We start from the raw sequence: 25,948 nt of genomic DNA, 5'->3' as shown, positions 1-25,948 counted from the left end.
ATGTCACCAAAACCCCCAGCGAGGTGAGTAAGGTAACCGCATGACCGTCCCATACTCCCCGGACGACCGGGAAAAGGTAGTAGCGAAGCTTCCGGCCTCCCTGCGCCAAGAACTCAAAGTCAGAGCAGCCGAGTTGGGTGTCGACATCAAGGATGCCGTCACCGAGGGCGTCCAGGGGTGGCGTTCGGACAAGTCCGAGCACCCCATCGTGGACACCACCGGCGGCAGTTCCTTCTCGACGTACCTCCCCACCGGTCTGTACGGGGACTTCAAGGACGACTGCAAGGAACGCGGCCTCCCCTTCAACCAGGGCATCGCACAGGCGATCCGCCTCTGGCTCGGCGCCCACCCCTCCCCCCGCCGACCCGCCCGCCCCAACGGCGCACGCCGCATCATCTTCGGCAACCAGAAGGGTGGCGTCGGAAAGACCGCCACCTCCTCCGGCGTTGCCCAGGCCCTCGCCGAGGCCGGGAACCGGGTCCTGCTCATCGACTTCGACCCGCAGGGCCACCTCACCAAGCAGCTCGGCTACCAGCTCTTCGGCATCGAGGAGCCCAGCCTGGCCAAGCACATGCTCGGCGAGGCCAAGGGCGAACTGCGCGAGCTGCTCGTCCCGATAGAGGAGAACGGCTTCGCGGGCAGGCTCTTCCTGCTGCCCGCGTGCAAGGACGCGTTCCTGCTCGACGCGAAGCTGGCCACCAGCCGCTTCGTACGGGTCAAGGAGACGGCCCTGGAGAAGGCCATGGAGCCGCTGGAGCGGGACTTCGACTACATCGTCGTCGACTGCCCGCCGAGCCTCGGCTACTCCATGGACACCGCGCTCTACTACTGCCGGACCCGTGAGGACGAGGAGCCGGAGACCTGCGGCGTCTTCGTGCCCGTCCTCGCCGAGGACTCCTCCGCGGACGCGTACGACATGCTCTTCGACCAGATCCAGGATCTGACCGCGGACATGGAGGTCGAGATCACCATGCTCGGCTTCATCGTCAACATGTACGACAGCCGCAAGGGCTACATCGCCACGTCCTCGCTCGACAGCTGGAAGGCGATCGGCGACCCGCCGGTCATCGGCATCATGCCCGAGCGCAAGGAACAGCGTGAGGCGGTCCGCCTCAAGCAGCCGCTGCTCACCTACGCCCCGGAATGCGAGCAGTCCGAGATCATGCGCACCATCGCACGGAGGATCACCTCATGAGCGTCGCCGACCGGCTCGGCACCGGCTCCTCCTTCGGTGGCGTTCCCCGCGGCCGCAGCGCCCGCGGCCGGGCCAAGGCCCTGGTCCAGGGGGACGTACCGTCGTACGAGCTCTCCCGCATCCGCCTCGAAGAGGTGGCCCCGACCCCCCTCAACCCGCGCCGGAACTTCGGTTCGGACGAGGAGATGACCCGCTTCGGCGAAGAGCTTCGCAACACGCAGCTCGCCGCATGCGTAGCCATCTCGCGCACCGCCTACCTCAAGGTGTGGCCGCAGCACGAGGCGGCGATCGGGGACGCCCAGTACGTTCTGATCAACGGCGAGCGGCGCTATCGCAGTGCGTCGCACGTGGGCCTGGAAGCACTGGACTTCGTCGTACGCGACGACCTGGCCTCCTCCCGCGAGGCCTTCATAGACCATCTGCTGAAGGAGAACCTGGAGCGCGAGGACTTCGACGTCGTCGAGCGTGCCCGGGGTGTCCAGCAGCTGGTGCTGGTGTGCAGCGAGGAGTCGGCGACGGGCGCGCGTGCACGCGCGGCGAAGCGGCTCGGGCGCGACCGCTCCTGGGTCACAAACCAGCTGGCCCTTCTCGAACTCCCCGAGGAACTGCAGGGGATGCTCAGCACGGGCTCGCTGCCCGAGCGTGACGGCCGACTGCTGGCACGGCGGCTGAAGGACGAGCCGGGGCTGGACGTACCGGGCCTGCTTCGCTACCTCAGGGAGCAGCGGGAGCAGGAGACCCGGGCACGAGAAGAAGCGAAGGCGCTCGCCGACCAGATCAAGCGGCAGGGACGGACCCCGGCCGAAGAGGCGATGGGGCAGAAGACCGCGGCGGCGGCAGCCAAACGGGCCGAAGAGGAACGGGCCGAAGAGGAACGGGCGTTGTCCGCGGACAACGACAACACTGCGCAGCCCGCCCCCGTACAGGAGACGTCCCCCGAGCCCCGTGCGGCTGCCCCGGCTCCCGAAGCTGTAGCTCCCCCTGCCCCTGCACCCGCGGCTCCCCCTGCCCCTGCGCCTGTCCCTGCCCCAGTGCCTGCCCCTGTTGTGGCCCCCGCGCCGGTGGCGCTCCCCGCGCAGGCCGCTGAGGAACAGCCGCAGGAAGAGCCGGAGTTGTTGTCCGCGGACAACAACTCCGTCGGCTCTGCAACTGAGGGCAGCCAGGACGCCGCCGGAACACCCCGGTCCGAGGCCGCCCGCAGTCTCGTACGACAGCTCGGCGCGACCCCTGCGGAACAGGCCCGAACCCTGGCGGCCGGTCTGAACAGCGAAGAACTCGCCGCACTCGTCGAGGAATTGCACGAACACATGTGATCCGCGACCCGCCCGTTCGAAGGGGCGCGCTTCCGGCTGATGGCAGCCGGGGCGCGCCCCTTCGGTGTTTCTGTTGCTGGGTGCCCCGTCCCGCTTCCTCCTCCTCCCCCCCCCGCGAAGCCAGGGCGATACTGGCCCGATGGACAACATCACGGGGGCGGGGGCATGACGCTCGTACTGCCTCCCCGGCTCACTGCCTCCGCACAGGCGATGCGCGACGCTGCGCACGCGCGAGGCATCCCCACGGTGCAGCTGCCCACCTTCGACGTACCTGCCGAGTTGCGCGCGGAGCACCTTCATGCTGGGCCCAGCTTCGCGGATGTCGTGGCGCCCGTACTGGGCATCGGCCTGTTGCAGGCACCCGAGGACTGGCTTGCCCTGCTGCCCCGTACGTACACCGGGCGCGAGATCCACCTCATGACGATCCGTCAGGCCTACGACCTGCGGCGGCCGGTGTTCGTCAAGTCGCCCAACGACAAGCAGATCCGGGCCCTGGTCTACACCGATGGATCGCGGCTGCCCGGCCCGGACGAGGTGGCCCCGGAGACCCCGGTACTGGTGAGCGACGTGGTGGAGTTCGCCGCCGAGTACCGGCTCTATCTGCTCGATGGGGCTGTCCATGGGGGCAGTCGGTACGCGGAGAACGGGCGGCTGAGTCTGGGGCCGCTGAGCGAGGACGCGGCAGCGTTCGGGGCAGAGCTGTTGTCCGCATGCTCCGCGACGCTGCCCTCCGCCATCGTCGTCGACGTGGGGCGGAGCGGCGGGCGCTGGGCGGTGATCGAGGCGAACGCCGCCTGGGCGAGCGGCATGTACACCACGGAGCCGCAGCGGGCCCTGGACGTCGTTCTCCGGGCCGCGGGACCGGCTGACGCAGTCACATCCCGGGACCGACCGTTTCTCCGCAACCCCGCTCCCCCGGCTATGTTCGCCTCATGCGAATAGGCCAGTTGCTGGGATCGGGGCGCAGCGCAGAGGTGTTCGCGCTCGACGAGGAGTGGGTGCTTCGCCGGTATCGGCACGGAGCGGACGCCAGGGACGAGGTGGCCGTGATGGCGCATCTCGCGGCGAGCGCATTCCCGGTGCCGACCGTCCGGATCACTGACGTTCCGTCGGAGATGGTGATGGAGCGGCTGCATGGGAAGACGATGCTTGAGGCATGGCTGGCGGGCGAGATCACCGAGCGGGAAGCAGCGGCGACACTTGCTCAGCTCCTGCACCGCCTGCATGCGGTACCGGCCCGGGTCGCCGCGCTTCCTGGGGACCGGATTCTCCATCTCGATCTGCATCCCCACAACGTGATGCTGACCGCCCGGGGCCCCGTGGTGATCGACTGGTACACCACGGCGGAGGGACCGGAGGGACTGGACTGGGCAATGACTGCACTGATCCTCGCCGAGGTCGCGGTCGCCCCGCCGGTAGCGGGGACCGAGGCGACGGCGCTCGCCGCCGGAGCCCGGTCGATGCTGACGTACCTCCTGGGGCTTCGCGACAGACGCATCGATCTTGGGGACGCACAGTCCGGCTGCCTCGCACGGGCACGTACGCGAAGGGCCGCCGACCCCCATCTGAGCCCGCAGGAAATCGACCGCCTGGACGAGGCACTGGCGCTGGTGCACACGCTGGTGAACTCGGTCTCGACGTACCCGAACCCCGCCACGCGTACTGAGGCGCAGTCCGAAGCACGGTAGAACCGTGGTGTCCGCAGGTTGGTGTTGTCCGCGGACAACACTTTCAGCCCCCCTCCCCCACTCCCCCAGTGCAGCCCCCGGTGCAGACTTCTCCGGTCCCGTACCCCCGGACTCTCTCGGCGCGGAGGGTTTGTTGTCCGCGGACAACACGGGAGGCTCGCGGCGTTGGGGACGCAGGGGCGGTCAGAAGAAGTTCAGGCCGGTCAGTTCGCTGGACAGTTCCCAGAGCCGGGCTGCTGCAGTTGGGTCGGTTGCCCAGGGCTTGACGCCACCAATGAGCATGTCGTCACCCGTGGCGGGCTCGGCAATATCGCAGTCCTGGCAGTAGGCACCTCCCCGCCGGCCGTTGTCCAACAGGGGCGAGGTCGCTGCCCAAACGGTCGTGGCAGCGCCCTGCTGAGGGGTTTTGAAGCCGACGGCGGGACTGCCGTCCTCGGTGGTCCACCCCTGGGCGTGCCAGTCCTCGCGAGGGATGTGGCGTTGCAACGGGGTGAGGATGCTGCCCGGGTGGACGGCGAAGGACCGTATGCCGTTGTCCGCGCCGAGGCTGTCGAGGTGCAGGGCGAACAGTGCGTTGGCGGTCTTGGACTGGGCGTAGGCCAGCCACCTGTCGTAGCCGGTGCGGAAGTGGAGGTCGTCCCAGCGGATGCCGGAGAGGAAGTGTCCGGAGGAGGCCACCGTCACCACGCGGGATCCGTGGGGACTGAGGGCAGGGCGGAGCCGGTGGGTGAGTGCGAAGTGGCCGAGATGGTTGAGGGCGAAGTGCGCTTCCCAGCCGTCGGGTCCCACACGGGTCTCCGGGCAGGCCATCACGCCCGCGTTGTTGATGAGGAGGTCGAGAGTGCGGCCGGTCTCAAGGAAGCGTTCGGAGAAGGAACGGACGCTGTCCAGATCTGCCAGGTCGAGGGCATGGGTCTCCACGCCGGGGATGTCGCGCAGATTTGTTGCGGCGAGCGAGGGGCGGCGGGCGGGAACGACCACTCGGGCTCCCGCACCTGCGAGTGCGCGTGTGGTCTCCAGCCCGATGCCTGAATAGCCGCCTGTGATGAGAGCCGTGGTGCCGGTCAGGTCGATGCCTGCGAGTACGTCGCCAGCCGTGCTGTGGGCACCGAAGCCCGTTCCGATCTTCTGCTGTTTCGTGATCATGCGAGTGAGGCTAGAACCTAGAGTGCAAGCGAGGTCAAGATAGGTTCGGCGCCATGACCCAGGATCAGAACGAGTCGAACGAGCTGAAGCCGGCGAAGCCGGGCGGTGGGCTACCCATCGGCAAGGTTTCCGAGATGACCGGACTGGGAGTGCATGCGCTTCGGTTCTTCGAGCGGGAGGGACTTCTCCTGCGTGACATCCCGCGTACGAGTGGCGGGCAACGGATCTATGAACAGGCGGATGTGGATTGGCTCGTCCTGTGCTGCCGCCTCCGTGACTCGGACATGCCGATCGCCACGCTCAGGCGCTTCGCCGAACTCGTCCGCTCAGGTCCGGGCAACGAACCGGAACGCCTTGCGTTGCTCCAGGAGCACGAGCGGAATGTACGTACAAAGATCGCCGACCTGACCGCGAACCTCGATGTGATCCACGGGAAGGTCACTGTCTACGAACAGCATGTACGGGACGGGACAGCGGCCGGAGTCTGGGCACCGACACCGGGTCAGAACCCGTCTCGATGACTTCAGCTGTTGTCCGCGGACAACAGCTGGGACAACACCCGAGCCAGCACCCAGGGCACCCGCTTGTTGTCCGCGGACAACAAGCGGGTGCGGCGGGGGAGACGGAAGCAGGCCGGAAGTACTCCGGAAGCAGGATCGCCTGCTGTCGGCGGAGGCCGGATGTGTTGTCCGCGGACAACACATCGTCGCTCTTGCAGCACTCGCACATCACGAGTGGAGGGTGATCTGGGATCGAGCTGTGGGCGAGGAGCTGGGGGAGTGGCTCCGCAGTTTGTTGTCCGCGGACAACACCGGCTGCCCTCAGGCCTGGGTCGGCGTTCTCCGTCCGGCTGCGTCAGTCCTCTCCGACGTGAGTGATCCGGTCGTCGCCGAGTCGGTACTGGACGTCCTGGAGGAGGGCCTGGAGCAGTTCCGTGAGGTGGGTCTGTTGGGTAGTGGTCAGGCCGTCGATCAGCTGAGCCTCACGGTTCAGCACTTGATCCACCGTCGTCTCGACCAGATCGTGGCCGAGCTGGGTCAGGGTGATCTGGACGCTGCGGGGGCGACCTTCACCGGGGCGGCGGGTGACGAGGCCTTCTCGTTCCGCACGGGCAACGCGTTGGGAGATGGCGCCGGCGGTGACCAGGGAACGACGGCTGAGTTCGCGGGTGCTGAGGGTGTACGGGGTGCCGCTTCGACGTAGCACGCTGAGCAGGTCCAGCGTGGCTGCGTCCACTCCGGCCTGTGCGAGTACGCGTCGGCGGTCGTCACCCAGGAGCTTGGCCAGCCGCCAGATCGGGGTGACGATGCCGATCGAGGAGACGGGGGTGCCCGGGCGCTCGCGCTCCCAGGCGGCGGCGATGTCCTGGACGGGATAGGTGGACGCACCGTCTGTCGGGTACGGCCCGTCCTTGCCCGAGATCACGGGTTCGCTTGCCAAGATGCCTCTCCCCTGCTTACGTTTAGATCTAAATTTAGGCCTGAACGAGAATGCCTGGAGGCATCGTATGTCACGCAACATCCTCGTCACCGGCGGCGGCACGGGCATCGGCCGAGCCATTGCCGAGCATTTCGCGGCCCAGGGAGATGCCGTCCTCGTGACCGGCCGACGAGCCGAGCCGCTTGCAGAGATGGCAGCGCCGCACGACAACGTACGAGCCGTGGTCTGCGACCACACGGACCCTGCCGCGCTCACCCGGCTTCTGGCAGAACTGCCCGGGAGCATCGACGTGCTGGTCAACAATGCGGGCGGTAACACCGACTTCGATGCCGACACCGCGACCGACCTGGCTTCGTACGCCCGTGACTTCCGGGCCAATCTCGATGCGAATCTCGTCAGTGCCGCTCTGACGACCAAGGCGTTGAAGGACCGACTGTCCCCCGACGGCACCGTGGTGCAGATCGGCTCGATCGCTGCCGATCAGGGCTCGGGTTCGTACGGCGCAGCGAAGGCGGGGCTCGCCTCCTGGAACCTCAGCCTCGCCGCGGAGCTCGGAGCCCGTGGCATCACTGCCAATGTCGTCTCCGCGGGGTACATCGCAGACACGGAGTTCTTCCGGGACCATCTGTCCGCAGAACGCCGCAGCACGTTGATCGCTGCCACAGCGACCGGCCGGGTGGGCACGCCCGCGGACATCGTGGGCACCGTCGCCTTCCTCGCTTCCCCTGCGGCCCGTCACCTCACCGGCCAGGTTCTGAACGTGAACGGTGGCGCGCACATGACCCGGTGAGGCCAGTCCCATGAGGGCTGGCCTCACCCGGAGAACACCGGATGTGTTGTCCGCGGACAACACCGGGGGCGGCTGGGCAACAGCAGTGATGGCCGGACAGCTTCAGCGGGGTGGTTGTTGAGCCCGGGTTCTGTTGTCCGCGGACAACACATCGCGCTGCGGCGACCCCCTATCGCAGGGATCAGACAAGCGGGACGACAGTCCTGAACTTGCCGCCGGGCGACTGCTGCGGAGGCTCACTCGCCCGCTCAATGGTCAGCCGGCCGAGTTTGTTGTCCGCGGACAACAACATCAGCTCCCGGTGTACGGCCTGCCATACGGAGTCCGGGTCCGCGCCCTCAGCCACCCGGAGCCGGACCCGCAGTACGGTCGGCGCTGACTGCTCGATCTGGAACAGCTCCACCCCGGGAGTGCGGTCGAACAGCGTGCTGAATGCCAGTGGGCTGAGCCGGACGGGGGCGCCGGAGCCATCGGCCGGAAAGGTCAGGATGTCGCCCGCGCGTCCCTGTACCCGGAATGCCGGCAGCAGGCTTCCGCAGGGACAGCGGTCGGGACGCTGGAGGACGCTGTCGCCGAGGTCGTACCGGAGGAACGGCTGTACCCGGTTGGCGAGATTGGTGATGAGCACGGTGTGCGAGTACTCGCCGGGCGGCGTCGGTCGGTACTCCGCGTCGACCGGCTCCACGACCACCCAGTCGTTGTTGACGTGGTACCAACCCTCCGCACAGCTGTAGCTGAGATAGGTGCATTCGGTCGCCGCGTACACGGAGCGGGTTGTGGTGCCGAAGGCGGCGGCGATGCGGTCGGTGTCGGCTGCGGTCATTGTTTCGCCCGCGGGCTCCATCAGTACCGGGTCGATGTGCAGACGGCCCGCCTCCTGCTCTGCGGTGAGCAGCATGATCGTGCTGGCGTATCCGATGACGATGGCGGGTCGGTAGGCATTGAGCTGTGCGACCAGTTCGGGCATCGGTGTGTGGACGGAGAAAGAGCGGAGGATTCTGCTCCGCCAGCCGCCTTCGTGCATCGCACGGCGGTACCCGGCGAAGCCTGCATAGTGCCCGCCGGAGGCGACCAGTTGAGCGAACCGTCCACCACGGGTCGCGGCCCGGAGGGTGCCGCCGGGGCCCAGCCAGGTGGCGAGCGCCTGAGAGGTGAGCGCTGCGCCCACGTTCATGTAGCGGTCGTCGAGCACGAACAGGCCGCGCCGTCCGCTGGTCCCGGAGGTGGTGGCCACCAGGTACTGCCCGAGGAACCGCTGCCCGATGAGTTCGGGGTCGTCGGTGAACGCCTGCACCCTCTCGTAGGTGACCGCGCGGTCGGTCGCCCAGTCGTCGAAGCGGGCCATCAACTGCTGTTTGTCGGTGACCGGAAGGAGCGTCGGGTCGTCCACCCGTGGAGGGAGACCGCGATAGAGATCGCGGTAGTACGGCGAGAAGCTGCGGGCGCGGGCCACGGAGTCTGCTAACCGGGCCTGCTGACGGCGGGTCAGGGCAGCGGGGCCCTGCTTGCGGGCGCGGCGGATGTCTGTTCCCAGCCACGACATGCTGCTGGGGGAGACGGGGACGTCGTGCTTCGTCGTGGTCATCGATCTGTGCTCCTTCGTCGAGTGTCGGCCGTTGCCGTGAGGCCGGTCTGCTGGAGGACGGCGAGGAAGTAGGCCTTGACTTCTTCGGCGCCGGTGCTGTCGGGGTGGGCGGCCAGGTGCTGCAACGCCGCACCGCTGAGGACTTGTTGGAGGACAGCGGGGTCGCTGTTCGGTGGGAACTGACCGGCGCTGCGGGCCCGTTCGAGGGTGGTGCGGACGGCTCGGCTCTGACGGCTGCCGTGGGCGGTGTCGTAGGCGCGGAGCAGCTCGGGGAGGTCGTCCAGCGTGCTGTACAGGCGCCGGATCAGGCGCCTGGCCCGAGGGTTGCTGAGCTGGTCGGCCCAGTCGGTGACCATGGCTTCGATGTCCGGCCAGCCCGGCAGGTCGTCGGAGCCGGCGCTGGCATCGCGGTACTCCCATTCGACTGCTCGCACCAGTAGCTCGGTCAGGTTTGGGAACCGGCGGTAAACCGTCGCGCGCGTGACTCCGGCCCGGCGTGCGATCTGCTCGATGCTGGTCCAGCCGATGCCCCGTTCGATCAGTAGGTCGAGGGCCGCAGCGAGGATGGCTTCGTCAGCCTCTTGGCTGCGCGGCCGGCCCGGAGGTCGGGGAGAGGAAGATCCGTGATTGATCGTCATGGATAGAAACGATACGGTACTGCACCGTATTTAATCCAGAAGAAAGTGAGGCAAAGAGAAAGGTGCGAATCAAGCAAAAGCAGCAAATTGCGCAAATCGGGGCGAAAATCGACCCACAGAATGGGCCCTCAGGCGCCCGATCTCACACCTCCTGGTGTGATGGGGTCCAGCGGGGCGCGAGAGGCCCTCAGTGGGGCTCCTGTGGGATTTCGGCTCCGCTGGAGGGGCGGGGTGAGGGGTTTGGGAGGCCGATGTCCTGTCTCGCCCGCGCGGGGGAGACAGATAGCGCTGGAGGGGGAGGTGGGAGCACGGAGAGCTGCAGGATGCTGAAGCTCTGAGGAAGTTCGGACGAGCGAAGGGGGCCCGGTGGAACGGTGGGACCGGATCGGACGGGGAGCTTCTTACGGGGCGGCGCTGGCATTGCTGCCGTACCTGCTCATCAAAGTGACGTGGGTGATCGGCGCGCTCGTCGGAGTGCTGCCGACCGGGATGGGTCTCGGTGTGGCGGAGTGGGCGGTGCTCAACACCGTGACGATCGGCATGGCCGCGATCGGGATCGGGACGGCGCTCGCTCTTGTGCGGCCGTGGGGGATGCGCATACCCGGGCCGCTGGTGGGGTTCTGCGCGTGGGTGGCGTCCGGGTTCCTGGTTTCGATACTGCCGTTCGCTCTGTTCAGTCCCTTCCTTGGAGGAGGAGACGAGCGGGAGAAGGTGGACGGGCCGGTGGAGGAGGGAGTGACGATGCCGGCCTGGGAGGCCGTGCTCATCCAGTGCGGCTTCGTCGGGATGGGCCTCTGCCTGGCGGTCGCCATTCCTGCCTACCTGCGCCGCCGTTGGCCGGATGCGCTCCCTGACGGTCGGCTGGGCGACGGACCGCGCACCGCAAGGCCGTGGGCGGCTGTCGTCGCCGCGTTGGTCGGCCTCGTCTGGCTGTACTGGGCGTTCGGTGGCACCGTAGGGCTTTCCGACCCATCGGTGGGTGGAGCCGAGGGACGCCTCCTGGCAGGCGTCTCCGGATTCTGGGCACTCGCCGCGGCGGCAGCGCTCTGGGGGCTTGCCCGGGCACGCCCCGCCCGGCTCGGACGCAGGGCCGTGCTGCTGGTGGGCTGGGTCGGATCGGGCTCGTTGTTCGCGTGGAGCAGTTGGAAACTTCCCCTCGTGTTGTACGAGACCCTGGCTGCCGGAAGCGATGTCGCGCCGCCGGGGGACCCCCTTGCCGCAGTGGTGTTGCACCTGTGCGCGGTGGTCGCGGGAGCGGCGATGCTCCTTACTCTCGTGCGCGGGGCTCCGGTGCGTGGAGTTACAACGGAAGCCGGGCGCGACGAGGCCGTCAACTTACCTCCCCAGGTCAGCAATTGAGGCACGGCCCGGACGACGGACGATTGTCAGTGCTGGATGCGATGGTGTGGTACATGACTCCTTCAGATCCGAAGCAGGACCTGCACCAGTACCTCAAGTCCGCCCGTGAAGCGCTGCTGTGGAAGGTCGAAGGGCTCTCGGAGTACGACGCCCGCCGTCCGATGACCCCGACCGGTACCAACCTGCTGGGGCTGCTCAAGCACCTGGCCGGCTGCGAGGTGGGCTACTTCGGAGACACCTTCGGGCGGCCGTTCACCGAGGAACCGATGCCCTGGGTGCAGGAGTTCGACGACAACCCGATGGCGGACATGTGGGCCGCCGCCGACGAGTCCCGCGAGTTCATCGTCGGCCTGTACCGGAAGGCGTGCGCACACTCGGACGTCACGATCGAAGCACTGTCCTGGGACTCCACAGGCCGTGTCCCGCACTGGCCGGAGGACCGGAGCGAGGTGTCGCTGCAGCGGATCCTGGTCCATATGCTCGCCGAGACCAACCGGCACGGCGGCCATGCCGACATCGTCCGCGAACTCATCGACGGGGCCGCCGGACTGCAGGACGGCAACGAGAACATGCCGCCGGCGGAGGGCTTCTCGTGGGAGAAGTACCGGGAGCGGCTGGAGGGGGTGGCACGGGAGGCAGGAGGAGCGGCAGGGGAGGCGGACTAGCGCGGACAGCAGGAGTTCAGCGGTGGGGCGGCAGGGGTTTCAGGCGGCTGCGGTGAAGGCTTTGTCGGTGCGGCCGGTGAGGATCGGGACGGTTGTGGAGACGTCCAACTCCCTTGCCAGGGCGACGTCTTCGGCGAAGCCGCCCTCGGTGAGTTCGCGTCCTGAGGAGCATTCCGTGACGGTGGCGTGGACGTCGGCAACCGTTGTGAAGGAGGCCGCGGCCGCAGTGGCTTCAGGGGAGAGGCCGGGGGCGGCGGACTCCCGCAGGGCGGCGATGACGGCTCCGGCGCCGAGCAGGTCCTCCAGCGCGGGGCGGAGGCTGCCGTCGGGCCAGCGCTCACCCGCGGCGATCACTCCGACGGGGCGGTCCTCGCGGCCGTAGCCCCGGGCGGCGAGCCATCGACCCACGGCGGTCGCGTTCCGCAAAGAGGCCGCGACCACTGTGGAGCCGTTCGCGGAGGCGGCGATGGCGGACCCGTTGGGGGAGGGGAGGACGAGCCGGGGCGTGAAGGGGGCACGTCGCAGGGCGGCAGGGGAGAGGGTCCAGGGCGTTGTGCCGGAGACCATGCGGCGGCCCACGGCCAGCTCGGCGTCGTGCTCGGCCGCGTAGGCGAAGGCGCTCTCGTCGCGCCAGCGGTAGGGGAAGACGCGGGTTCCGGCTTCCACCGCGATGTTCACGGACGTGGTGAAGGAGAGCACATCGACGACGACCAGGCACGCGACGCCCGCGGCGAGGCGTTCCGCTCCCGCCGGTCCCCACTCGAAGCGGACACCGTGCCCTGACTGCAGAGACCATTCACCCATGGGTGAGGATCATGCCACCCCGAGAGCGGCCGCGTACCCGCCCCGTGCCAGGATCTGTGGATGGCTGACGTACCCCAAGAGCCCGCCCTGTTGCAGGAGTTCACCTCACCCGACCAGGTCGGCCCGGAGCTGGAGCAGCTGCTTGCCGAGTGCTGGGTCGAGGTCACCAACTCCGGCGGGGCAGCCGGGTTTCCCTTCCCTCCGATCGGCTTGCCCGAGGCGGCCCGAGCGGTTGACGCGCTCGTGGCCGCCCTCGCGCCGGACAGCTGCCGCCTTCTCACCGCGACGACTGCCGACGGCGAGCTGGCAGGCTGGCTGTGCCTGCGCCGGGATCCGTTCGACCTGATCGCTCATTGGGGTACGCTCCACCACCTCCAGACCCGACCGGGGGTACGGGGCGACGGTCACGGCACCGCCCTCCTGCAGGAGGTACGCCGCATCGCCCGGGACGAGATGGGGCTGGAACAGCTCCACCTCGCTGTACGCGGAGGCGCCGGTCTCGAAGGCTTCTACGCACGCCACGGCTGGCAGGAAGTCGGCCGCTGGACAGGGGCGTTGCGCTTCGCGCCGGAGGACGACCGGGACGAGGTTCTGATGCTGCTCGATCCGCTCTGACCCGATGGGCCGGACAGGAATGATGGACCTGCGACGGGCCCAGGGGATCAGCCGTCGACGAAGGTGAGGCTGGTGGCGTCGTAGCGGGTGCCTGCGATCTGCTCGGGCGGGGCGGCGGCCTCGATGGCGGCGAGGTCGTCGGGGGACAGCTCGACGGAGAGGGACGCCAGGTTCGTCTCCAGATACTGCCGACGACGGGTGCCGGGGATCGGCACCACGTCGTCGCCCTGGTGCTGCAGCCATGCCAGGGCGAGTTCGCCGGCGGTGACCTTCTTCGCCGCGGCCAGTTCGTTCAGCCTGGCGACGATCGTCAGGTTCCGTTCGAGGTTGCCGTCGGCGAAGCGGGGCTGGCTGCGGCGTACGTCGGTCTCGGCGAGCCCCTCGACGGAGTGGTAGCGGCCGGTCAGGAAGCCGCGCCCGAGCGGGGAGAACGGGACCAGTCCGATGCCGAGTTCGCGGCAGACCGGGGCGATCTCTGCCTCCAAGTCGCGCGTCCACAGCGACCACTCGCTCTGCAGCGCGGCGATCGGGTGCACCGCGTGCGCCCGCCGCACGGTCTGTGCGCCGGCCTCGGACAGCCCCAGGTGGCGGACCTTTCCGGCCTGCACCAGCTCGGCCATCGCACCGACGGTCTCCTCGATCGGCACCTGCGGGTCGACCCGGTGCTGGTAGTAGAGGTCGATGTGGTCGACGCCGAGCCGACGCAGCGAGGCCTCGCACGCCTGCCGTACGTAGGCGGCGTCGCCGCGGATCAGGGTGGGCTCGCCCAGGCGGTTGGCGAAGCCGAACTTCGTGGCCAGCACCACCTCGTCGCGGCGCCCGGCGACGGCCCGGCCGATCAGTTCCTCGTTGTGCCCGCCGCCGTAGAAGTCGGAGGTGTCGAGGAGGGTCACTCCGAGGTCGAGGGCGCGGTGCAGCGTGTCGATCGACTGCGCGTCGTCCGTGGCACCGTAGCCGTGGCTCATTCCCATGCAGCCGAGGCCCTGTGCGGAGACCGCGAGTTCGCCCAGGTATCGGGTGGGGACGGTGGTCATGGTGTTGCCTCCTGAGGCTGGTGGTGCTGGCAGTGCTGATGGTGCTGGCAGTGCTGGCAGTGCTGGCAGTGCTGAACTTCTGACCAGGACGCTAAGTGTTGAAGCGCGCTCCAAGTCAACCGGCCGTGAACGCCGCCGGGTTAGGGCCCGACGACGTTCACGGTCGACACTTCGGCCACGGGCGTGTAGCACCGCACCTCAACTTGCCGGAACGGCAACAGGACTCGCGGTCCCGTTCCGCCCGCCGGATGATCGTTGACAGAGCCGTACGCCGTATCGGACCCGGAGGTACCCCATGCCGCAGCCCGCCCGGACCAACGGCCCCGCCCCCGGCCCCACCCACCGGCTGGTTCCCTCGCCCGCGGGCCGGATCCACCTGGTGGAGCAGGGGAGCGGGCCGCTGGTGCTGCTGGTGCACGGATTCCCGGAGTCCTGGTACTCCTGGCGCCACCAGTTGTCGGTGCTGGCGGCGGCCGGATACCGGGCGGTGGCCGTCGATGTGCGCGGCTACGGCCGTTCCTCCCGCCCCGCCGACCCGGCGGCGTACGGGATGCTCGACCTCGTCGAGGACAACGTCGCGGTGGTGCACGCGCTCGGGGAGCAGAGCGCGGTTGTCGTCGGGCACGACTGGGGCGCGACCATCGCCGCCAACTCCGCCCTGGTCAGGCCGGACGTCTTCCGCGCCGTCGGGCTGCTGAGCGTCCCGTACGCCCCGCGCGGCGGCCCCCGGCCCAGCGAGATCTTCGCGCAGATGAGTGCCGGTGAGAGCGACGGCGAGAGCGCCGGGGGGCGTGTGGGGGAGTTCTACGTCTCCTACTTCCAGCAGCCCGGACGGGCGGAGGCGGAGATCGAGCCCGATGTACGGGGGTGGCTCGCGGGCTTCTACGCCGCGATGTCCGCCGACACGATGCCCGGACCCAACGAGCCGGACCCCCATTTCACCGCAGCCGACGGCACCTTGCGGGACAGGTTCCCCACGGGACGGCTGCCCGGCTGGCTCGGCGAGGACGAACTCGACGTCTACGCAGGGGAATTCGAGCGGACCGGCCTGACCGGGGCGCTCAACCGCTACCGGAACATGGACCGGGACTGGGAGGATCTCGCCGCCTTCGACGGTGCTCCGATCACCCAGCCCTCCCTGTTCGCCGGGGGCGACAAGGACGCCTCCACCGTCTGGCTGGCCGACGCGATCGAGGCGTATCCCACCACGCTGCCCGGTCTCTTCGGGACGTACCTCCTCAAGGGCTGCGGGCACTGGATCCAGCAGGAGCGCCCCGAGGAGGTCAATCGGATCCTGACCGAGTGGCTTGCGTCCCTGCCTGCGGCTCCGTAGACCGCGGGCGGCATCCAGGCGGGCTCCAGGCCCACCGTAGACACAACCCAGGCCCACCCCAGGCGGTCGGTGCGGTCGGGGACCGGGGACCGGGCCAGCTCCGTCACACCAGCGTGATGGCTTCCGCGGGGCACAGGCCGGCCGCCTCCCGGGCGTCCTCCAGGTCCCTGTCCGTGTGCGGCAGCCGGGTACGGAGCAGGAGGACGAGGCCGTCCTCGGTGTCCTGGTCGAACACCTCCGGGGCCGTCAGTACGCACATCCCGGCGCCGAGGCAGCGTTCCCGGTCGGCCCTGACTTCCGTGTCGCGTTCGTCGTGCAAGGGTTCCGTCATCGCCCTACACCTCGCCCCAGGTCACCGGGAGGTTGTGCACCCCGAAGATGTTCTTGCCCGTACGGAGCGGTATGTCCTCCGACGGTACGGCCAGCCGCAGGTCCGGGAAGCGGGCGACGAGTGCGGGGAGCGCCACCTGCATCTCCACGCGGGCCAGTTGCTGGCCCAGGCACTGGTGAATGCCGTGTCCGAAGCCCAGGTGGCCGGTGGCCTTGCGGTGCAGGTCGAGCGTGTCGGGGTCCGGGAAGCGCAGCGGGTCGCGGTTGGCGGCCTCGATGGACATCGTGACGGTTTCCCCGGCCTTGATCAGCCTGCCGTCCAGTTCGACGTCCTCCGTCGCGGTCTTGACCGTGGTGTGGGCGATGGTCAGATAGCGCATCAGTTCTTCGACGGCCTGCGGGGCGAGGGCCGGGTCGTCGCGCAGGGCGGCCAACTGGTCCGGGTTGCTGAGCAGCGCGAACGTGCCGTGGGCGATCATGTTCGCCGTGGTGTCGAGGCCGGCGCCGAGCAGGAAGCTGCCGACACCGGCGAGTTCCTCGTCGGTGAGGTCGGTGGTGGTCAGGTCGCTGAGCAGGTCGTCGGTGGGCTCGACGCGCTTGTTGAGGACCAGCTTGTGCACGTACTCACCGAGGGCGTTCATCGCTTCGTACTGCGCCTGCTGGTCGCTGACCAGGGTGGTCAGTTGCAGTGTCCATTCCTGGAACATCTCCCGGTCGCGGGAGGGCACTCCCAGCAGCTCGCAGATCATCAGCGCAGGGATGGGCTGCGCGAAGTCCTTGACCAGGTCCAACGGGCCGCCCTTGCGCTCCATCGCGTCCAGGTACTCGGCGGTGATCTCCTCGACGCGCTCGGTGAGTGCGCGCATCCGGCGGACCGTGAACTTGCCCACCAGGAGCTTGCGGTACCGGGTGTGCTCGGGGGCGTCCATTCCGGTCATGTCGCCGACCGGGGCGGGCGGCAGCTCACCGATGTCCGCGAAGGGGTAGTGCATGAGCTCGTACCGCGCGCTGAAGCGGGAGTCGGCGAACAGCGACCGGACCGTGTCGTACCCCGTGGCCAGCCAGCCGATGTGTCCGTCGGGGTACCGCATCCGCACCAGGGGTGCCTGATCGTCTCGCAACTCGCCCAGCCCGGCAGGCGGGTTGAAGGGGCAGCCGCTGGCGCGGGCGGTGGGGAGGGTGACGGGCTCGCGCTCACGGAGATCCGCTACTTCGGTCCCTTCAGTCCCTTCGATCCCTTCAGTTCCCTCGGCGCCTTCGATCTTTCGGGTGCCGTGCCCGGCCGGGCAGGCCGACGTTTCGTGCTGCATGTGTCCTCCAGGGCAGGTAAGGGTCGCAGCTGGGCGCGACCTCGTCCGTGGTGTCATTGTGGCACCACGGTGACGCCATGACAACTCCTCCTCGCGTTAACTGGCATCAGAATGGCTCTAGTTGGCTCTTCCTGGTGCCATCTGGTGTGGGTTGATGCCGCTCGATGGTGGTGGCGTACCTGCCTGCAAGGGCGGTGGCGTGGCCGCAGAGGGTTCACGCCTTGGCGTGCAGCTCCCGCAGTGCGTCGAGGACCGCGTCCCGATGCTCGATGTGGAGGTACTGGTGCGAAGCGCCCGCGACCTCGTGGTGCTCGCCCCGGGGGACGGCCGCGGCCATGGCCGCATGCAGGGACCGCAGACCGTCGTGTGCCTCTCGCAGCAACTTCTCCGGCATGAACTGCGCCCAGTACGGGTTGGTTCCGCCCGCCGTGAGCACCGTCAGCGGTACGTCGGGCAGGGCGCCGCCGCCGCGCAGTTCCTCGTACACCTCGGTCTCGAAGTTCAGCACCTCCACGAAGGCGGTGCGCCAGGATGCCAGATTGTGCTTGATGAGCTGCTCGCGCACCTCGGTCGGCCACCGCGCGTACAGCTGCGCCCACTGCTCGCGCGCCAATCGGATCTGTTCGTCCGTCAGTCGGTCCGGCAGGGTGTCCGGGTCGCGCTTCAGCTGGTCGCTCATCCCGGCGACCTCCTCCGGCATGTACGTGTGTATGTCCTCGTGGCCGGGGTCCAGCAGGAGCAGCCCCGCCACCTCGTCGGGAAACCGCTGTGCGTAGCGGCGCGCGTAGAACGCGCCCAGGGAGTGGCCCACCAGGAGGTACGGGCCGGGTGTCCCGGCGGCGCGCAGCAGTTCGCGCAGCTCGTCGGTCACCTCGTTGGGGGTGCGGGGCAGGGTGGCCGGGTCGCTCCAGCCCGTGCCCGCCCGGTCGTACAGCACGCTCGTCGTGAATTGCGCCGCTCCGGCCTGGATGTTGAGGAAGTCCAGGCCGACCAGGCCCGCCCCCGGCAGCAGCACCACGGCCGGGCCGCCGGAACCGGACCGGTGCAGCATCAGCTGCCGCCCCTCGGACCTGCTGTCGCCCGCTCCGACCTCGTACATCCGCCCCAGTGGCGGAAGTTGACCCTGCATCGCTGCTCCCTGGTGTGTTCGTGAGCCGCCGGTGTTCGTGACGGCATCGCCAGCATCATTCCCAACTTTGGGAAAGGTAGCAGGCATGGGAACATTCAGTCATGGATACGACCGATCTGCTTCTGCACCCCGTGCGGCTCCGTGTCGTGCACGCGCTCTCCGGCGGTCACCTGATGACGACCGCTCAGCTCTGCGCACGTATGCCGGACGTCTCCAAGACCAGCGCCTACCGGCACATCGCCCTCCTCGCCGACGCGGGCGTCCTGGAGGTGGAGAGCGAACAGCGGGTACGGGGCGCGGTGGAGCGCACCTTCCGGCTGCGCAAGGAGCGGGCGGTGATCGCCGACGACCCGGCGGCCGACCCTGCCGCGCGGCTCTCGACGGAGGACTACCGCCGGGGATTCGCGGCGGCGACGGCCGTCCTGCTCGCCGAGTTCGGTGCCTACCTCGACAGGGACGACGCGGATCCGGCCGCTGACCTGGTGGGATTCCGGCAGCACGCGCTCTGGCTCAGCCAAGAGGAACTCATTGCCCTGATCGGTGATCTGCGGGCCGCGATCGCGCCGCGCATGCAGAACGGGCCGGGTCCGGAGCGCACGCAGCACTTGCTCAGCCCGATCATGTTCCCGATGGGGGAGGCGGGAGCCGGGCAGGGCTCGTAGCCGCAGGGATCATCCCTGCCGGCTTCCTCCGTGGACGGCGTCCAGGACGAGCCCCAGCAGGCGTCGTGGCTGCTCCTCGTCCTGCCGGACACCACCGTGGGCCGTGGACAGGGCGATGCCGACGACGAGCGGGACGAGGTCGTCGGAGGCGAGGTCCGTGCGCGCCGTGCCCCGCTGTTGGGCGCGTGCGAGGAGTGCGTGGGCCGCGTCCTGGATCATGCGGTGGCAGTCGATGCCCGGCGGCTCGGAAGCCCCTCGGGCCGCATCCTCCGTAAGGAGAAGGGCGCTGCCCATGCCCTGGTTGAGGCGGGCGTGTTCCATGAAGGCGTACAGCCACTCCGCCAGCGCCTCGTCGGCTGATTCCGCGCCGAGCAGGTTCTCCGCGAGCGCGCACAGTCTCTCGATCCGCTCCTGCAGGACCGCCGCCAACAGGGCCTCACGGTGGGGGAAGTTGCGGTAGAGGGTTCCGGGGCCCACCCCTGCCCGCCGGGCGATCTCGTTGAGCGACGCCTCGGGCCCCGCCTCGGCGAAGACCTCCTGTGCGGCCGTCACCAGCCGCTCGCGGTTGAGGCGTGCGTCCGTGCGGCGTGGTTTGTGGGTGGTCATCGCTGCGGTCCTGTCCGGCTGGGAGGAGAGGGCTGGTCAAGCGGAGAGCTTCTCCGTATTGTAGCGACGGCTAACCGGAGAACCTCTCCGGAAAGCCTTGCCGCGCCGTTCCGCTCTGCGGCGCCCGTTCAGGGAGACATGGATGACAGAAGCCGGAGCACGCACCGAGCTGGGCCGGGTCGGGATCTGGACCTTCGCCTTCGACGGCCGGTCCGCAGGCCGGGTACGTGAAGCAGCCGCCGAGATCGAGGAGTTGGGGTACGGGGCGATCTGGTACGGGGAGGCGTTCGGCCGGGACACCGTCGGCCAGGCGTGGCTGCTGCTGTCCGCGACCCGGCGCCTCGTCGTCGCCTCCGGCATCGCCAGCGTCGAACGCCGGGACCCCGTCGCGACGGCGAGCGCGACCCGTACCCTCGGCGAGGCCTTTCCCGGACGGTACGTCCTCGGGCTGGGCGGCCACCGGGTCGACAGCACTGTGCAGTCGGTGTGGGGAGAGAGCGGGGCCGACGGAACGGGCGCTCGGCGCGGCGGGCCGATGGCTGCGATGCGCGCCTACCTCGACGCCATGGACGCGGCACCCGTCGGCAGCCCGGCGGCCGACCCGGCCCCGCGCCGGTTGCTGGCCGCGCTCGGCCCCCGGATGCTGGAACTCGCCGCGACCCGCGCCTGGGGAGCACACCCCTATTTCGTACCCGTCGAGCACACCGTGCGGGCCCGCACGATCATGGGCCCGGACGCTTTCCTCGGCGTCGAACAGGCCGTTGTCCTGGACACCGACCTCGCGCGCGCCCGTGAGGTGGCCACCGCGCACGTCGGCCTCTACGTCGCTGCGGCCCCGCACCAGCAGGCCAGCCTGCGCCGCCTGGGGTTCGGCGACGCGGACCTCTCCGGCGGTCCGAACGGCGGGCCGAGCCGCCGCCTGGTGGACGCGATCGTGGCGTACGGCGACGAGGAGGCGATCCGCCGGCGCGTACGGGAGCACCTCGACGCGGGCGCCGACCACGTCTGCGTCCAGGTCCTCACGGCGGACCCGGACGCCTTCCCGGACCGTGAGTGGCGCGAGCTGGCGCCCGCCCTGGTGTCGTAGTCGTCGCGACTGAGGGTTGTCGGTCATCCCCGCGGCAGCAGAACCACCTTGCCCATGGCCCCGCGTGACTCCAGGGCGGCGTGTGCGTCGGCGGCCTTGGCCAGGGGGAAACGGGAGAGGAGCGGGGTGAGGCCCGCGGTGGCCGCGCGGTGCAGGGCGCGGGACTGGAGTTCGCGGTGGCCGCCGGGCGGGAGCATGGCCGGGCCGAGGGCCCAGATGGCGGTGAGTCCGCGTGCGACGAGGTCCTCGGTGGTGAGGGCGGTGGGCGTGCCGGAGGCCCAGCCGTGCAGGAGGAAGCGCCCGCCGGGGCCCAGGAGTTCGAGGGCGGCGCGGCCGGCGGTGCCGCCGACGCCGTCGAGGACCACGGTCACGATGTCGCCGTGCGTGCCTCCGTGCGGTGCGGCGGCCAGGGCTCGCAGAGCTCGGTGGACCTGATCCGGCCAGTCGGTGTCCCGGTAGTCCACCGCCACGTCGGCGCCGAGTTCGCGGACGTGGCGCACCTTGGCCGGGCCGCCTGCCACTCCGACGACCGTGGCCCCCGCGCGCCGTGCCTCCTGCACCAGGAGGCTGCCCACGCCACCGGCTGCCGACATCACCAGCACCACGTCCGAGGCGGTGAGCCGAGCGGCGTGGAGCAGGCCCTGGGTCGTGGCTCCTGTCGTGATCATCGCCACGGCGGTGGCCGCGTCCAGGTGGTCGGGGACGGGGTGGAGGTCGTCGGCCGCGGCGATAGCCTGCTCGGCGTAGCCGCCGTCCGCAGCCAGTTCTGCCACCACGCGCCGTCCGAGCCACTCGGCGTCGACGCCCGGACCGACTTCCGCCACGATTCCGGCGGCCTCCGCGCCGGGGGAGTGGGGGAGCGGCGGGGGGTCGTGCGGGCCGATGCCGTTGCCCCGGCGGAGGGTGGTTTCGATGAAGTGGACGCCGCTCGCCTCCACTTCGATACGTACCTGTCCCGGGCCCGGGGTCGGGTCGGGGACCTCTTCGTAGGTCAGGTTGGCGGCGGGGCCGAAGGCGTGCAGTCGTATCGCGTGCATGGTGAGTACCTCAGTCCGTCAGTCCGTGAGTCCCTGATGTGGTGCTCACGATGCGACATCAAGCGGACTTGAGGTCAAGGGGAGAGCGCTTGAGGTCAAGGGGAGAACAGAGGCGTGAGGGTCAGCGGTGCGCGTCCGCCGACGTGTAGCCGCACCTCACGGCGAAGGCCAGGAGCTGGTCCAGCAGGCCAGGGAAGCGGTCCTCCAGCTCCGCCAGGCGCAGCGAGTTGTAGCAGCGGGTGCCTTCCGAGCGGACGTGCAGGGTGCCGGCCTCGCGGAGGATCTTGAGGTGGTGGGTCATCGTCGACTTGGCGATGCTGCCGCCGAGTTCGCCCGCCGTGCGCTCCTGGCCGTCCGCGAGCGCGACCGCGATGCCCAGACGGGTGGCGTCGCTCAGCGCGAACAGGACGTCGGGCAGGCAGACGTCTTCGATCTCCGGGTGGAAGTAGTGGCGCACCCCTCAAGAATCGCACAGCTGCCCACGAGTGCCGGGTGGCCGGAATTCACCGTTCCTGCTTGCCGGATGTGGTGCGGGGGTGTTCCTGTTCGGATGTTCCTATGTACTGCAACCTTCGAACAATGAGAATCGGTGCGCCAGTGAAACTCGTCTACCTGCTGGGCCTCGGCGCCTTCGCACTCGGCCTCGACGCCTATGTCACCGCAGGCCTCCTGCCCTCCATAGCCGCCGACTTCGACTCCTCCGTCTCCGCCACCGGCCAGATGGTCACCGCCTTCACCCTCGCGTACGCCCTCGCCTCCCCGGTCTTCGCGACCCTCCTCCCCGCCTCCCGCGTACGCAGCGGACTGCTCGCCTCCCTGGCGGTCTTCGCCCTCGCCAACGCGGGCTCCGCGCTGGCCACTTCACTGCCCGTGCTCCTGGTCACCCGCGCCTTCGCCGGTGTCGGCGCCGGTCTCTACCTCGCGCTCGCGGCCTCCGCCGCCGCCTCGCTCGTCGACCGCGAGCGACGGGGCCGCGCCCTCGCCGTGATCATGGGCGGGATGAGCTCGGGCACCGTCATCGGCGTGCCCGCCGGGGTCTACATCGCCCAGCACACCGGCTGGCGCGCCACCCTGTGGCTGGTCACCGCCATCGGCCTCGCCGCCCTCGCCGGACTTCTCGTACGGCTGCCGCGCCTCCCGGCCACCGAGACCGTGAGTCTCCGCAGGCGCGCCCAGGTGGTGACCGATCCGCGCGTCGCCTCCGTCGTCGGAGTCTCGCTCCTCGCGGCCGTCGCCAGCCTCGGCCTCTACACGTACTTCGTCCCCGTCATGGCCACCGGCACCATGGGCGGCGTCGAGAACATCACGCCGTACCTCTGGGCCTGGGGCCTCGGCGGCGTCATCGGCTCCATCGCCATCGGCTCGCTCGTCGACCGCGTCCGCCGCCCCGCCACCCTGGTCGTCGGCATCCTCGCGATCCTGGTGGTGTCCCTGCTGGCCTTCCGCCTCGCCGCGCCGATCGCCCCGCTGCTGGCCCTCGTCCCCATCGCCGTCTGGGGTGCGGTCGGCTGGGCCCTCCAAGTACCGCAGCAGAACGACCTGCTGGCGGCGCGCGGCGAACGGGGCGGCCCGGTCGCCGTCGCCCTCAACGAGTCCGCGCTCTACCTCGGCAGCGCCATCGGCTCCGGCCTCGGCGGCGCCGCGTTCGCCTTCGGCTGGAGCGGGTCCGTACTCCCGCTCTGGGCCGCCGGATTCGCGGCGGCGGCGCTGCTGCTCCAGCTCACGGCCGTACGCGCTGCCACCAAGCGGGCGGCCGCAGGCTACTCGGACGCTGCCCGAGTCCCCGTACGGCCTTGAACCAGCAGGCTCCCCAACGGCGTCCGCCGGTGGAGCACCGCCCGCCCGGCGCGGACCGAGGTGATCAGCCCGGCGCCGCGCAGTGCCGTCGCGTGGGCCGAAGCGGTGGCGTTGCTGACGCCCAGCCGCCGGGCGAGCCCGCTGGTGGTGTGCTCCTCCGCGAGCCGGAACAGGATGTCGAGGCGGGTCCGGCCGAGCACCGCCGCCAACGCCTCGTCCGTACGGCCCGCCCCGTCCGGCGCGAGCGGCAGGCCGGGGCCTGCCGGACAGGTCACGACCAGCGGGTGGCCCGGCAGGTCGGCGACGGTGGGCCGGCCGGTCCAGTGGAAGGTGGGCAGCAGCAGCACACCGCGCCCGTGCAGTACGAAGTCACCCGGCGGTCCGTCGAACTCCCAGACGTCGTCGTGCAACCGGGCGCCGGGGACGAGCGCGGTCAGCGCGGCTCCGATGCCGTGTTCGGCGACGGTCACCGCATGGCGGGTGAACTCCGTCTGGTGCAGGTCCTGCACCAGACCCCACACGGGGCGTACGACCGTGTCGAAGGCCGCGCGCTGGGCACGGCGCAGGACCTGCCAGGCATCGGCGTCACCACGGTGGAGGTTCCGCGTCCACAACGGTGCCGGGGCCGCGCTCCGGGAGTACACCCGCTCGATCTCGGTACGGACCAGCTCCGGCCGCGAGGCCCGTACGGTGTCAAGACCCTCTTCCAGGGTGTCGCTGAAGACGTCGAGGAAGAGCGGAGCCTCGGCGGCGGGGACCAGGTCGCCCAGCGGCTCGGCGGTGACGGGCAGGGACCGGAGCACCCGCCGCCTCCAGCGGCCGAAGAGCAGCTCCTGATCGGGGCGGCACATCGTCATCAGCGCCGCGTTCAGCTCTTGCAGCGGGGCCGGCCGGGGTGCGAAACGGACCTGGGCGAAGTCGGCGGCCGTGAAGTGGATCCGGGTCACCGGCTTCCTGCCTTCCCTGAGTTCACCGCGGGCGCCGCGCCATCGTTTCGGGCAGAGCCTCAACCTTCGACTGTTCCCCCGCCGCGCACCAGCATTCAGGGGCGGCATTGAACAGCGCAAGGAGCGGCGTCACAGGACGCCGTGGCGGAGAAGGGAAACACTCATGTCAGCGATGTCCCACAAGAAGACGGATACCGGCGACGAGACCGCAGGAGTGAACCGGCGGGCCGTCATCACCTCGGCCGTGCTGGCCGCCTCGACACTGCTCGTCGGCACCGGCGGCATCAGCACCGGCACCGCACACGCACGGACCGCGGGCGGCGTTGCCGTCCGGCTGCCCGCGCCGACCGGGCCGTACCGGACCGGGGCCGTCGACCTGCACCTGGTCGACCGGCGGCGGCGTGACCCGTGGGACGAGGCCGGATCCGCAAGGGAGTTGATGGTCACGGTCTTCTATCCGGCCCGTGCCGCGCACGGCATTCCGGTGGCGCCGCAGATGACGCCCGGCACGGCGGCGGCGTTCACGGCCTTCGACCCCCTGGTGGGGCACAAGGAGCTGCCGGACAGCGGGGTGGACTGGGCCGCCACCGCGACCCACTCCCGCAGGGCCGTACCCGCGCTACCGGGGCGGCGGCCGGTGCTGCTCTATACACCGGGCGGTGCGGATCCCCGTACCGTCGGGACCTCACTGGCCGAGGACCTGGCGAGTCACGGGTACGTGGTGGTGACGGTCGACCACCCCGGGGAGCCGGGCGGCGTCGAGTTCCCTGATGGGTCGATACGGGAGTACGCGCTGCCGGGGACCCCCGATGTTCCGCAGGTGTTCCGGGCGATGATCGCCGCACGGCTCGCCGATCTCCGCTTCGTACTCGACGAGTTGACGGCGCTGGCGGACGCCGGGCGGAACCCGGACGCCGGGGGCCGACGGCTGCCCGCCGGACTGGGGCAGGCCCTGGACCTGCGGCGGGTGGGCGTGTACGGGCACTCGGCGGGCGGAACCGCAGCGTCCGAGGCGCTGTACGAGGACCGGCGGATCGGTGCCGCGGTCAATCTGGAGGGCTATCTGGACTGGCCCGCGGAGCGGCCCGGCGAGGCGGGGGAGCTGCTTCCGGTCACCCGGCACGGCGTGGACCGTCCCCTGCTGCTGTTCGGGACGGACGGATTCCGCAACGCGCGCTTTGACCGCTCCTGGTCCGCGATGCTCGGCCACCCGCAGGGCCGGACGGCCGTGCGCCGGCTGGTCGGCGCGAACCACTGGGTGTTCACCGACTACGCCTCTCTCGTACCGCAGTTGCAGTCCGCCGGGCTGATGACGGGGGAGGAGCGGCGCGCGATGGTAGGTGCGATCCGGCCGGAGCAGTCGGTTCCGGTGGTGCGGGGCCAGCTGCGCGCGTTCTTCGCCCGGCACGTGCCGATGGGCTGCGAGTAGTTACGATGC

Annotated in this window: 27 protein-coding genes and 1 pseudogene; 14 read left to right on the top strand and 14 right to left on the bottom strand. The window is 69.8% G+C overall.

The features are described 5' to 3' along the window. Positions 1–40: 40 nt before the first annotated feature. The 4 genes from ACH4SP_RS01945 (at position 41) to ACH4SP_RS01930 (ending at position 4,196) form a co-directional block, all read left to right on the top strand. Positions 41–1,195 (top strand): ParA family protein, encoded by a 1,155-nt coding sequence (locus tag ACH4SP_RS01945; protein ID WP_398408226.1) that lies wholly within the window; start codon positions 41–43, stop codon positions 1,193–1,195. Further along, entirely contained in the window at positions 1,192–2,508 is a 1,317-nt protein-coding gene (locus ACH4SP_RS01940) for a ParB/RepB/Spo0J family partition protein (RefSeq protein WP_398408224.1), read from the top strand. The genes ACH4SP_RS01945 and ACH4SP_RS01940 overlap by 4 nt, the downstream gene beginning before the upstream one ends. A gap of 165 nt (positions 2,509–2,673) precedes the next feature. Next, positions 2,674–3,450, top strand: coding sequence for an ATP-grasp domain-containing protein (locus ACH4SP_RS01935; RefSeq protein WP_398408222.1), 777 nt, complete (start codon positions 2,674–2,676; stop codon positions 3,448–3,450). Beyond that, positions 3,441–4,196, top strand: a complete 756-nt coding sequence (locus ACH4SP_RS01930) for a phosphotransferase (protein WP_398408221.1) — start codon at positions 3,441–3,443, stop codon at positions 4,194–4,196. The genes ACH4SP_RS01935 and ACH4SP_RS01930 overlap by 10 nt, the downstream gene beginning before the upstream one ends. A 183-nt stretch (positions 4,197–4,379) precedes the next feature. Here ACH4SP_RS01930 and ACH4SP_RS01925 read toward each other — a convergent pair whose 3' ends face one another. Beyond that, the gene (locus ACH4SP_RS01925) at positions 4,380–5,342 is read right to left on the bottom strand and encodes an SDR family NAD(P)-dependent oxidoreductase (protein ID WP_398408220.1); all 963 of its coding nucleotides are present in this window, start codon (positions 5,340–5,342) and stop codon (positions 4,380–4,382) included. Between the two features lie 53 nt (positions 5,343–5,395). Between ACH4SP_RS01925 and ACH4SP_RS01920 the strand changes: the two genes are divergently transcribed. Beyond that, positions 5,396–5,863, top strand: a complete 468-nt coding sequence (locus ACH4SP_RS01920; protein ID WP_398408219.1) for a MerR family transcriptional regulator — start codon at positions 5,396–5,398, stop codon at positions 5,861–5,863. Positions 5,864–6,197: 334 nt separating this feature from the next. On the opposite strand, the gene ACH4SP_RS01915 is transcribed toward ACH4SP_RS01920, so the two are convergent. After that, on the bottom strand, positions 6,198–6,767 hold the full coding sequence (locus ACH4SP_RS01915) for a MarR family winged helix-turn-helix transcriptional regulator (protein WP_398409496.1): 570 nt from the start codon (positions 6,765–6,767) through the stop codon (positions 6,198–6,200). An 82-nt stretch (positions 6,768–6,849) separates the two neighbouring features. Between ACH4SP_RS01915 and ACH4SP_RS01910 the strand changes: the two genes are divergently transcribed. Further along, the gene (locus ACH4SP_RS01910) at positions 6,850–7,572 is read left to right on the top strand and encodes an SDR family NAD(P)-dependent oxidoreductase (RefSeq protein ID WP_398409494.1); all 723 of its coding nucleotides are present in this window, start codon (positions 6,850–6,852) and stop codon (positions 7,570–7,572) included. A 181-nt stretch (positions 7,573–7,753) separates the two neighbouring features. Here ACH4SP_RS01910 and ACH4SP_RS01905 read toward each other — a convergent pair whose 3' ends face one another. The 3 genes and pseudogenes from ACH4SP_RS01905 to ACH4SP_RS01895 form a co-directional block, all read right to left on the bottom strand. Beyond that, on the bottom strand, positions 7,754–9,157 hold the full coding sequence (locus ACH4SP_RS01905) for a phenylacetate--CoA ligase family protein (protein WP_398408218.1): 1,404 nt from the start codon (positions 9,155–9,157) through the stop codon (positions 7,754–7,756). Then, on the bottom strand, positions 9,154–9,591 hold the full coding sequence (locus tag ACH4SP_RS01900; RefSeq protein ID WP_398409492.1) for a TetR-like C-terminal domain-containing protein: 438 nt from the start codon (positions 9,589–9,591) through the stop codon (positions 9,154–9,156). Before ACH4SP_RS01900 ends, ACH4SP_RS01905 begins: the two co-directional genes overlap by 4 nt. A 9-nt stretch (positions 9,592–9,600) precedes the next feature. Further along, positions 9,601–9,795: pseudogene (locus ACH4SP_RS01895) on the bottom strand (helix-turn-helix domain-containing protein); the annotation flags it as partial. Between the two features lie 366 nt (positions 9,796–10,161). Here ACH4SP_RS01895 and ACH4SP_RS01890 point away from each other — a divergent pair. Beyond that, positions 10,162–11,154, top strand: a complete 993-nt coding sequence (locus tag ACH4SP_RS01890; protein WP_398408217.1) for a hypothetical protein — start codon at positions 10,162–10,164, stop codon at positions 11,152–11,154. A 53-nt stretch (positions 11,155–11,207) separates the two neighbouring features. Continuing rightward, entirely contained in the window at positions 11,208–11,819 is a 612-nt protein-coding gene (locus ACH4SP_RS01885; RefSeq protein ID WP_398408216.1) for a DinB family protein, read from the top strand. Between the two features lie 39 nt (positions 11,820–11,858). Here the strand turns inward: ACH4SP_RS01885 and ACH4SP_RS01880 are convergent, their stop codons facing one another. Further along, positions 11,859–12,623, bottom strand: coding sequence for a 2-phosphosulfolactate phosphatase (locus ACH4SP_RS01880; RefSeq protein ID WP_398408215.1), 765 nt, complete (start codon positions 12,621–12,623; stop codon positions 11,859–11,861). 60 nt (positions 12,624–12,683) lie between these two features. On the opposite strand from ACH4SP_RS01880, the gene ACH4SP_RS01875 reads away from it, so the two are divergent. After that, entirely contained in the window at positions 12,684–13,238 is a 555-nt protein-coding gene (locus tag ACH4SP_RS01875) for a GNAT family N-acetyltransferase (RefSeq protein WP_398408214.1), read from the top strand. A 47-nt stretch (positions 13,239–13,285) separates the two neighbouring features. Here the strand turns inward: ACH4SP_RS01875 and ACH4SP_RS01870 are convergent, their stop codons facing one another. Further along, positions 13,286–14,272, bottom strand: a complete 987-nt coding sequence (locus ACH4SP_RS01870; RefSeq protein WP_398408213.1) for an aldo/keto reductase — start codon at positions 14,270–14,272, stop codon at positions 13,286–13,288. Between the two features lie 295 nt (positions 14,273–14,567). Between ACH4SP_RS01870 and ACH4SP_RS01865 the strand changes: the two genes are divergently transcribed. Then, positions 14,568–15,605, top strand: a complete 1,038-nt coding sequence (locus tag ACH4SP_RS01865; protein WP_398408212.1) for an alpha/beta fold hydrolase — start codon at positions 14,568–14,570, stop codon at positions 15,603–15,605. Positions 15,606–15,708: 103 nt separating this feature from the next. Here the strand turns inward: ACH4SP_RS01865 and ACH4SP_RS01860 are convergent, their stop codons facing one another. From ACH4SP_RS01860 to ACH4SP_RS01850, 3 genes are all read right to left on the bottom strand, one after another. After that, on the bottom strand, positions 15,709–15,936 hold the full coding sequence (locus ACH4SP_RS01860; protein WP_398408211.1) for a ferredoxin: 228 nt from the start codon (positions 15,934–15,936) through the stop codon (positions 15,709–15,711). Between the two features lie 4 nt (positions 15,937–15,940). Further along, entirely contained in the window at positions 15,941–17,245 is a 1,305-nt protein-coding gene (locus tag ACH4SP_RS01855) for a cytochrome P450 (protein WP_398408210.1), read from the bottom strand. Between the two features lie 214 nt (positions 17,246–17,459). Next, the gene (locus tag ACH4SP_RS01850) at positions 17,460–18,374 is read right to left on the bottom strand and encodes an alpha/beta fold hydrolase (RefSeq protein ID WP_398408209.1); all 915 of its coding nucleotides are present in this window, start codon (positions 18,372–18,374) and stop codon (positions 17,460–17,462) included. A gap of 101 nt (positions 18,375–18,475) precedes the next feature. Here ACH4SP_RS01850 and ACH4SP_RS01845 point away from each other — a divergent pair, with 101 nt between their 5' ends. After that, the gene (locus tag ACH4SP_RS01845) at positions 18,476–19,036 is read left to right on the top strand and encodes a helix-turn-helix domain-containing protein (RefSeq protein ID WP_398408208.1); all 561 of its coding nucleotides are present in this window, start codon (positions 18,476–18,478) and stop codon (positions 19,034–19,036) included. 9 nt (positions 19,037–19,045) lie between these two features. On the opposite strand, the gene ACH4SP_RS01840 is transcribed toward ACH4SP_RS01845, so the two are convergent. Next, complete coding sequence (locus ACH4SP_RS01840) at positions 19,046–19,642, bottom strand: TetR/AcrR family transcriptional regulator (RefSeq protein WP_398408207.1); 597 nt, start codon at positions 19,640–19,642, stop codon at positions 19,046–19,048. Between the two features lie 142 nt (positions 19,643–19,784). Here ACH4SP_RS01840 and ACH4SP_RS01835 point away from each other — a divergent pair, with 142 nt between their 5' ends. Then, positions 19,785–20,729: a TIGR03620 family F420-dependent LLM class oxidoreductase gene (locus ACH4SP_RS01835; RefSeq protein ID WP_398408206.1), complete on the top strand. Its 945-nt coding sequence runs from the start codon at positions 19,785–19,787 to the stop codon at positions 20,727–20,729. A 23-nt stretch (positions 20,730–20,752) separates the two neighbouring features. On the opposite strand, the gene ACH4SP_RS01830 is transcribed toward ACH4SP_RS01835, so the two are convergent. Both ACH4SP_RS01830 and ACH4SP_RS01825 read right to left on the bottom strand, forming a co-directional pair. Continuing rightward, on the bottom strand, positions 20,753–21,766 hold the full coding sequence (locus tag ACH4SP_RS01830) for a zinc-binding dehydrogenase (protein WP_398408205.1): 1,014 nt from the start codon (positions 21,764–21,766) through the stop codon (positions 20,753–20,755). 121 nt (positions 21,767–21,887) lie between these two features. Next, a complete protein-coding gene (locus ACH4SP_RS01825) occupies positions 21,888–22,223 on the bottom strand; it encodes an ArsR/SmtB family transcription factor (RefSeq protein ID WP_398408204.1) in 336 nt (111 codons plus the stop codon). A 140-nt stretch (positions 22,224–22,363) separates the two neighbouring features. Between ACH4SP_RS01825 and ACH4SP_RS01820 the strand changes: the two genes are divergently transcribed. After that, positions 22,364–23,563, top strand: coding sequence for an MFS transporter (locus ACH4SP_RS01820; RefSeq protein WP_398408203.1), 1,200 nt, complete (start codon positions 22,364–22,366; stop codon positions 23,561–23,563). Here the strand turns inward: ACH4SP_RS01820 and ACH4SP_RS01815 are convergent. Then, complete coding sequence (locus tag ACH4SP_RS01815) at positions 23,527–24,510, bottom strand: ArsR/SmtB family transcription factor (RefSeq protein ID WP_398408202.1); 984 nt, start codon at positions 24,508–24,510, stop codon at positions 23,527–23,529. The two genes, ACH4SP_RS01820 and ACH4SP_RS01815, sit on opposite strands and share 37 nt — an antisense overlap. A 163-nt stretch (positions 24,511–24,673) precedes the next feature. On the opposite strand from ACH4SP_RS01815, the gene ACH4SP_RS01810 reads away from it, so the two are divergent. Then, positions 24,674–25,939, top strand: coding sequence for an alpha/beta hydrolase family protein (locus ACH4SP_RS01810; RefSeq protein ID WP_398408201.1), 1,266 nt, complete (start codon positions 24,674–24,676; stop codon positions 25,937–25,939). The last annotated feature ends 9 nt before the right edge of the window (positions 25,940–25,948 follow it).

Origin of the sequence: Streptomyces sp. NPDC021093 (assembly GCF_044333135.1) — a bacterium.
GTDB lineage: Bacteria > Actinomycetota > Actinomycetes > Streptomycetales > Streptomycetaceae > Streptomyces.
The sequence above is the reverse complement of the archived record's forward strand: the minus strand, read 5'-3'. Positions and strand labels throughout refer to the sequence as shown.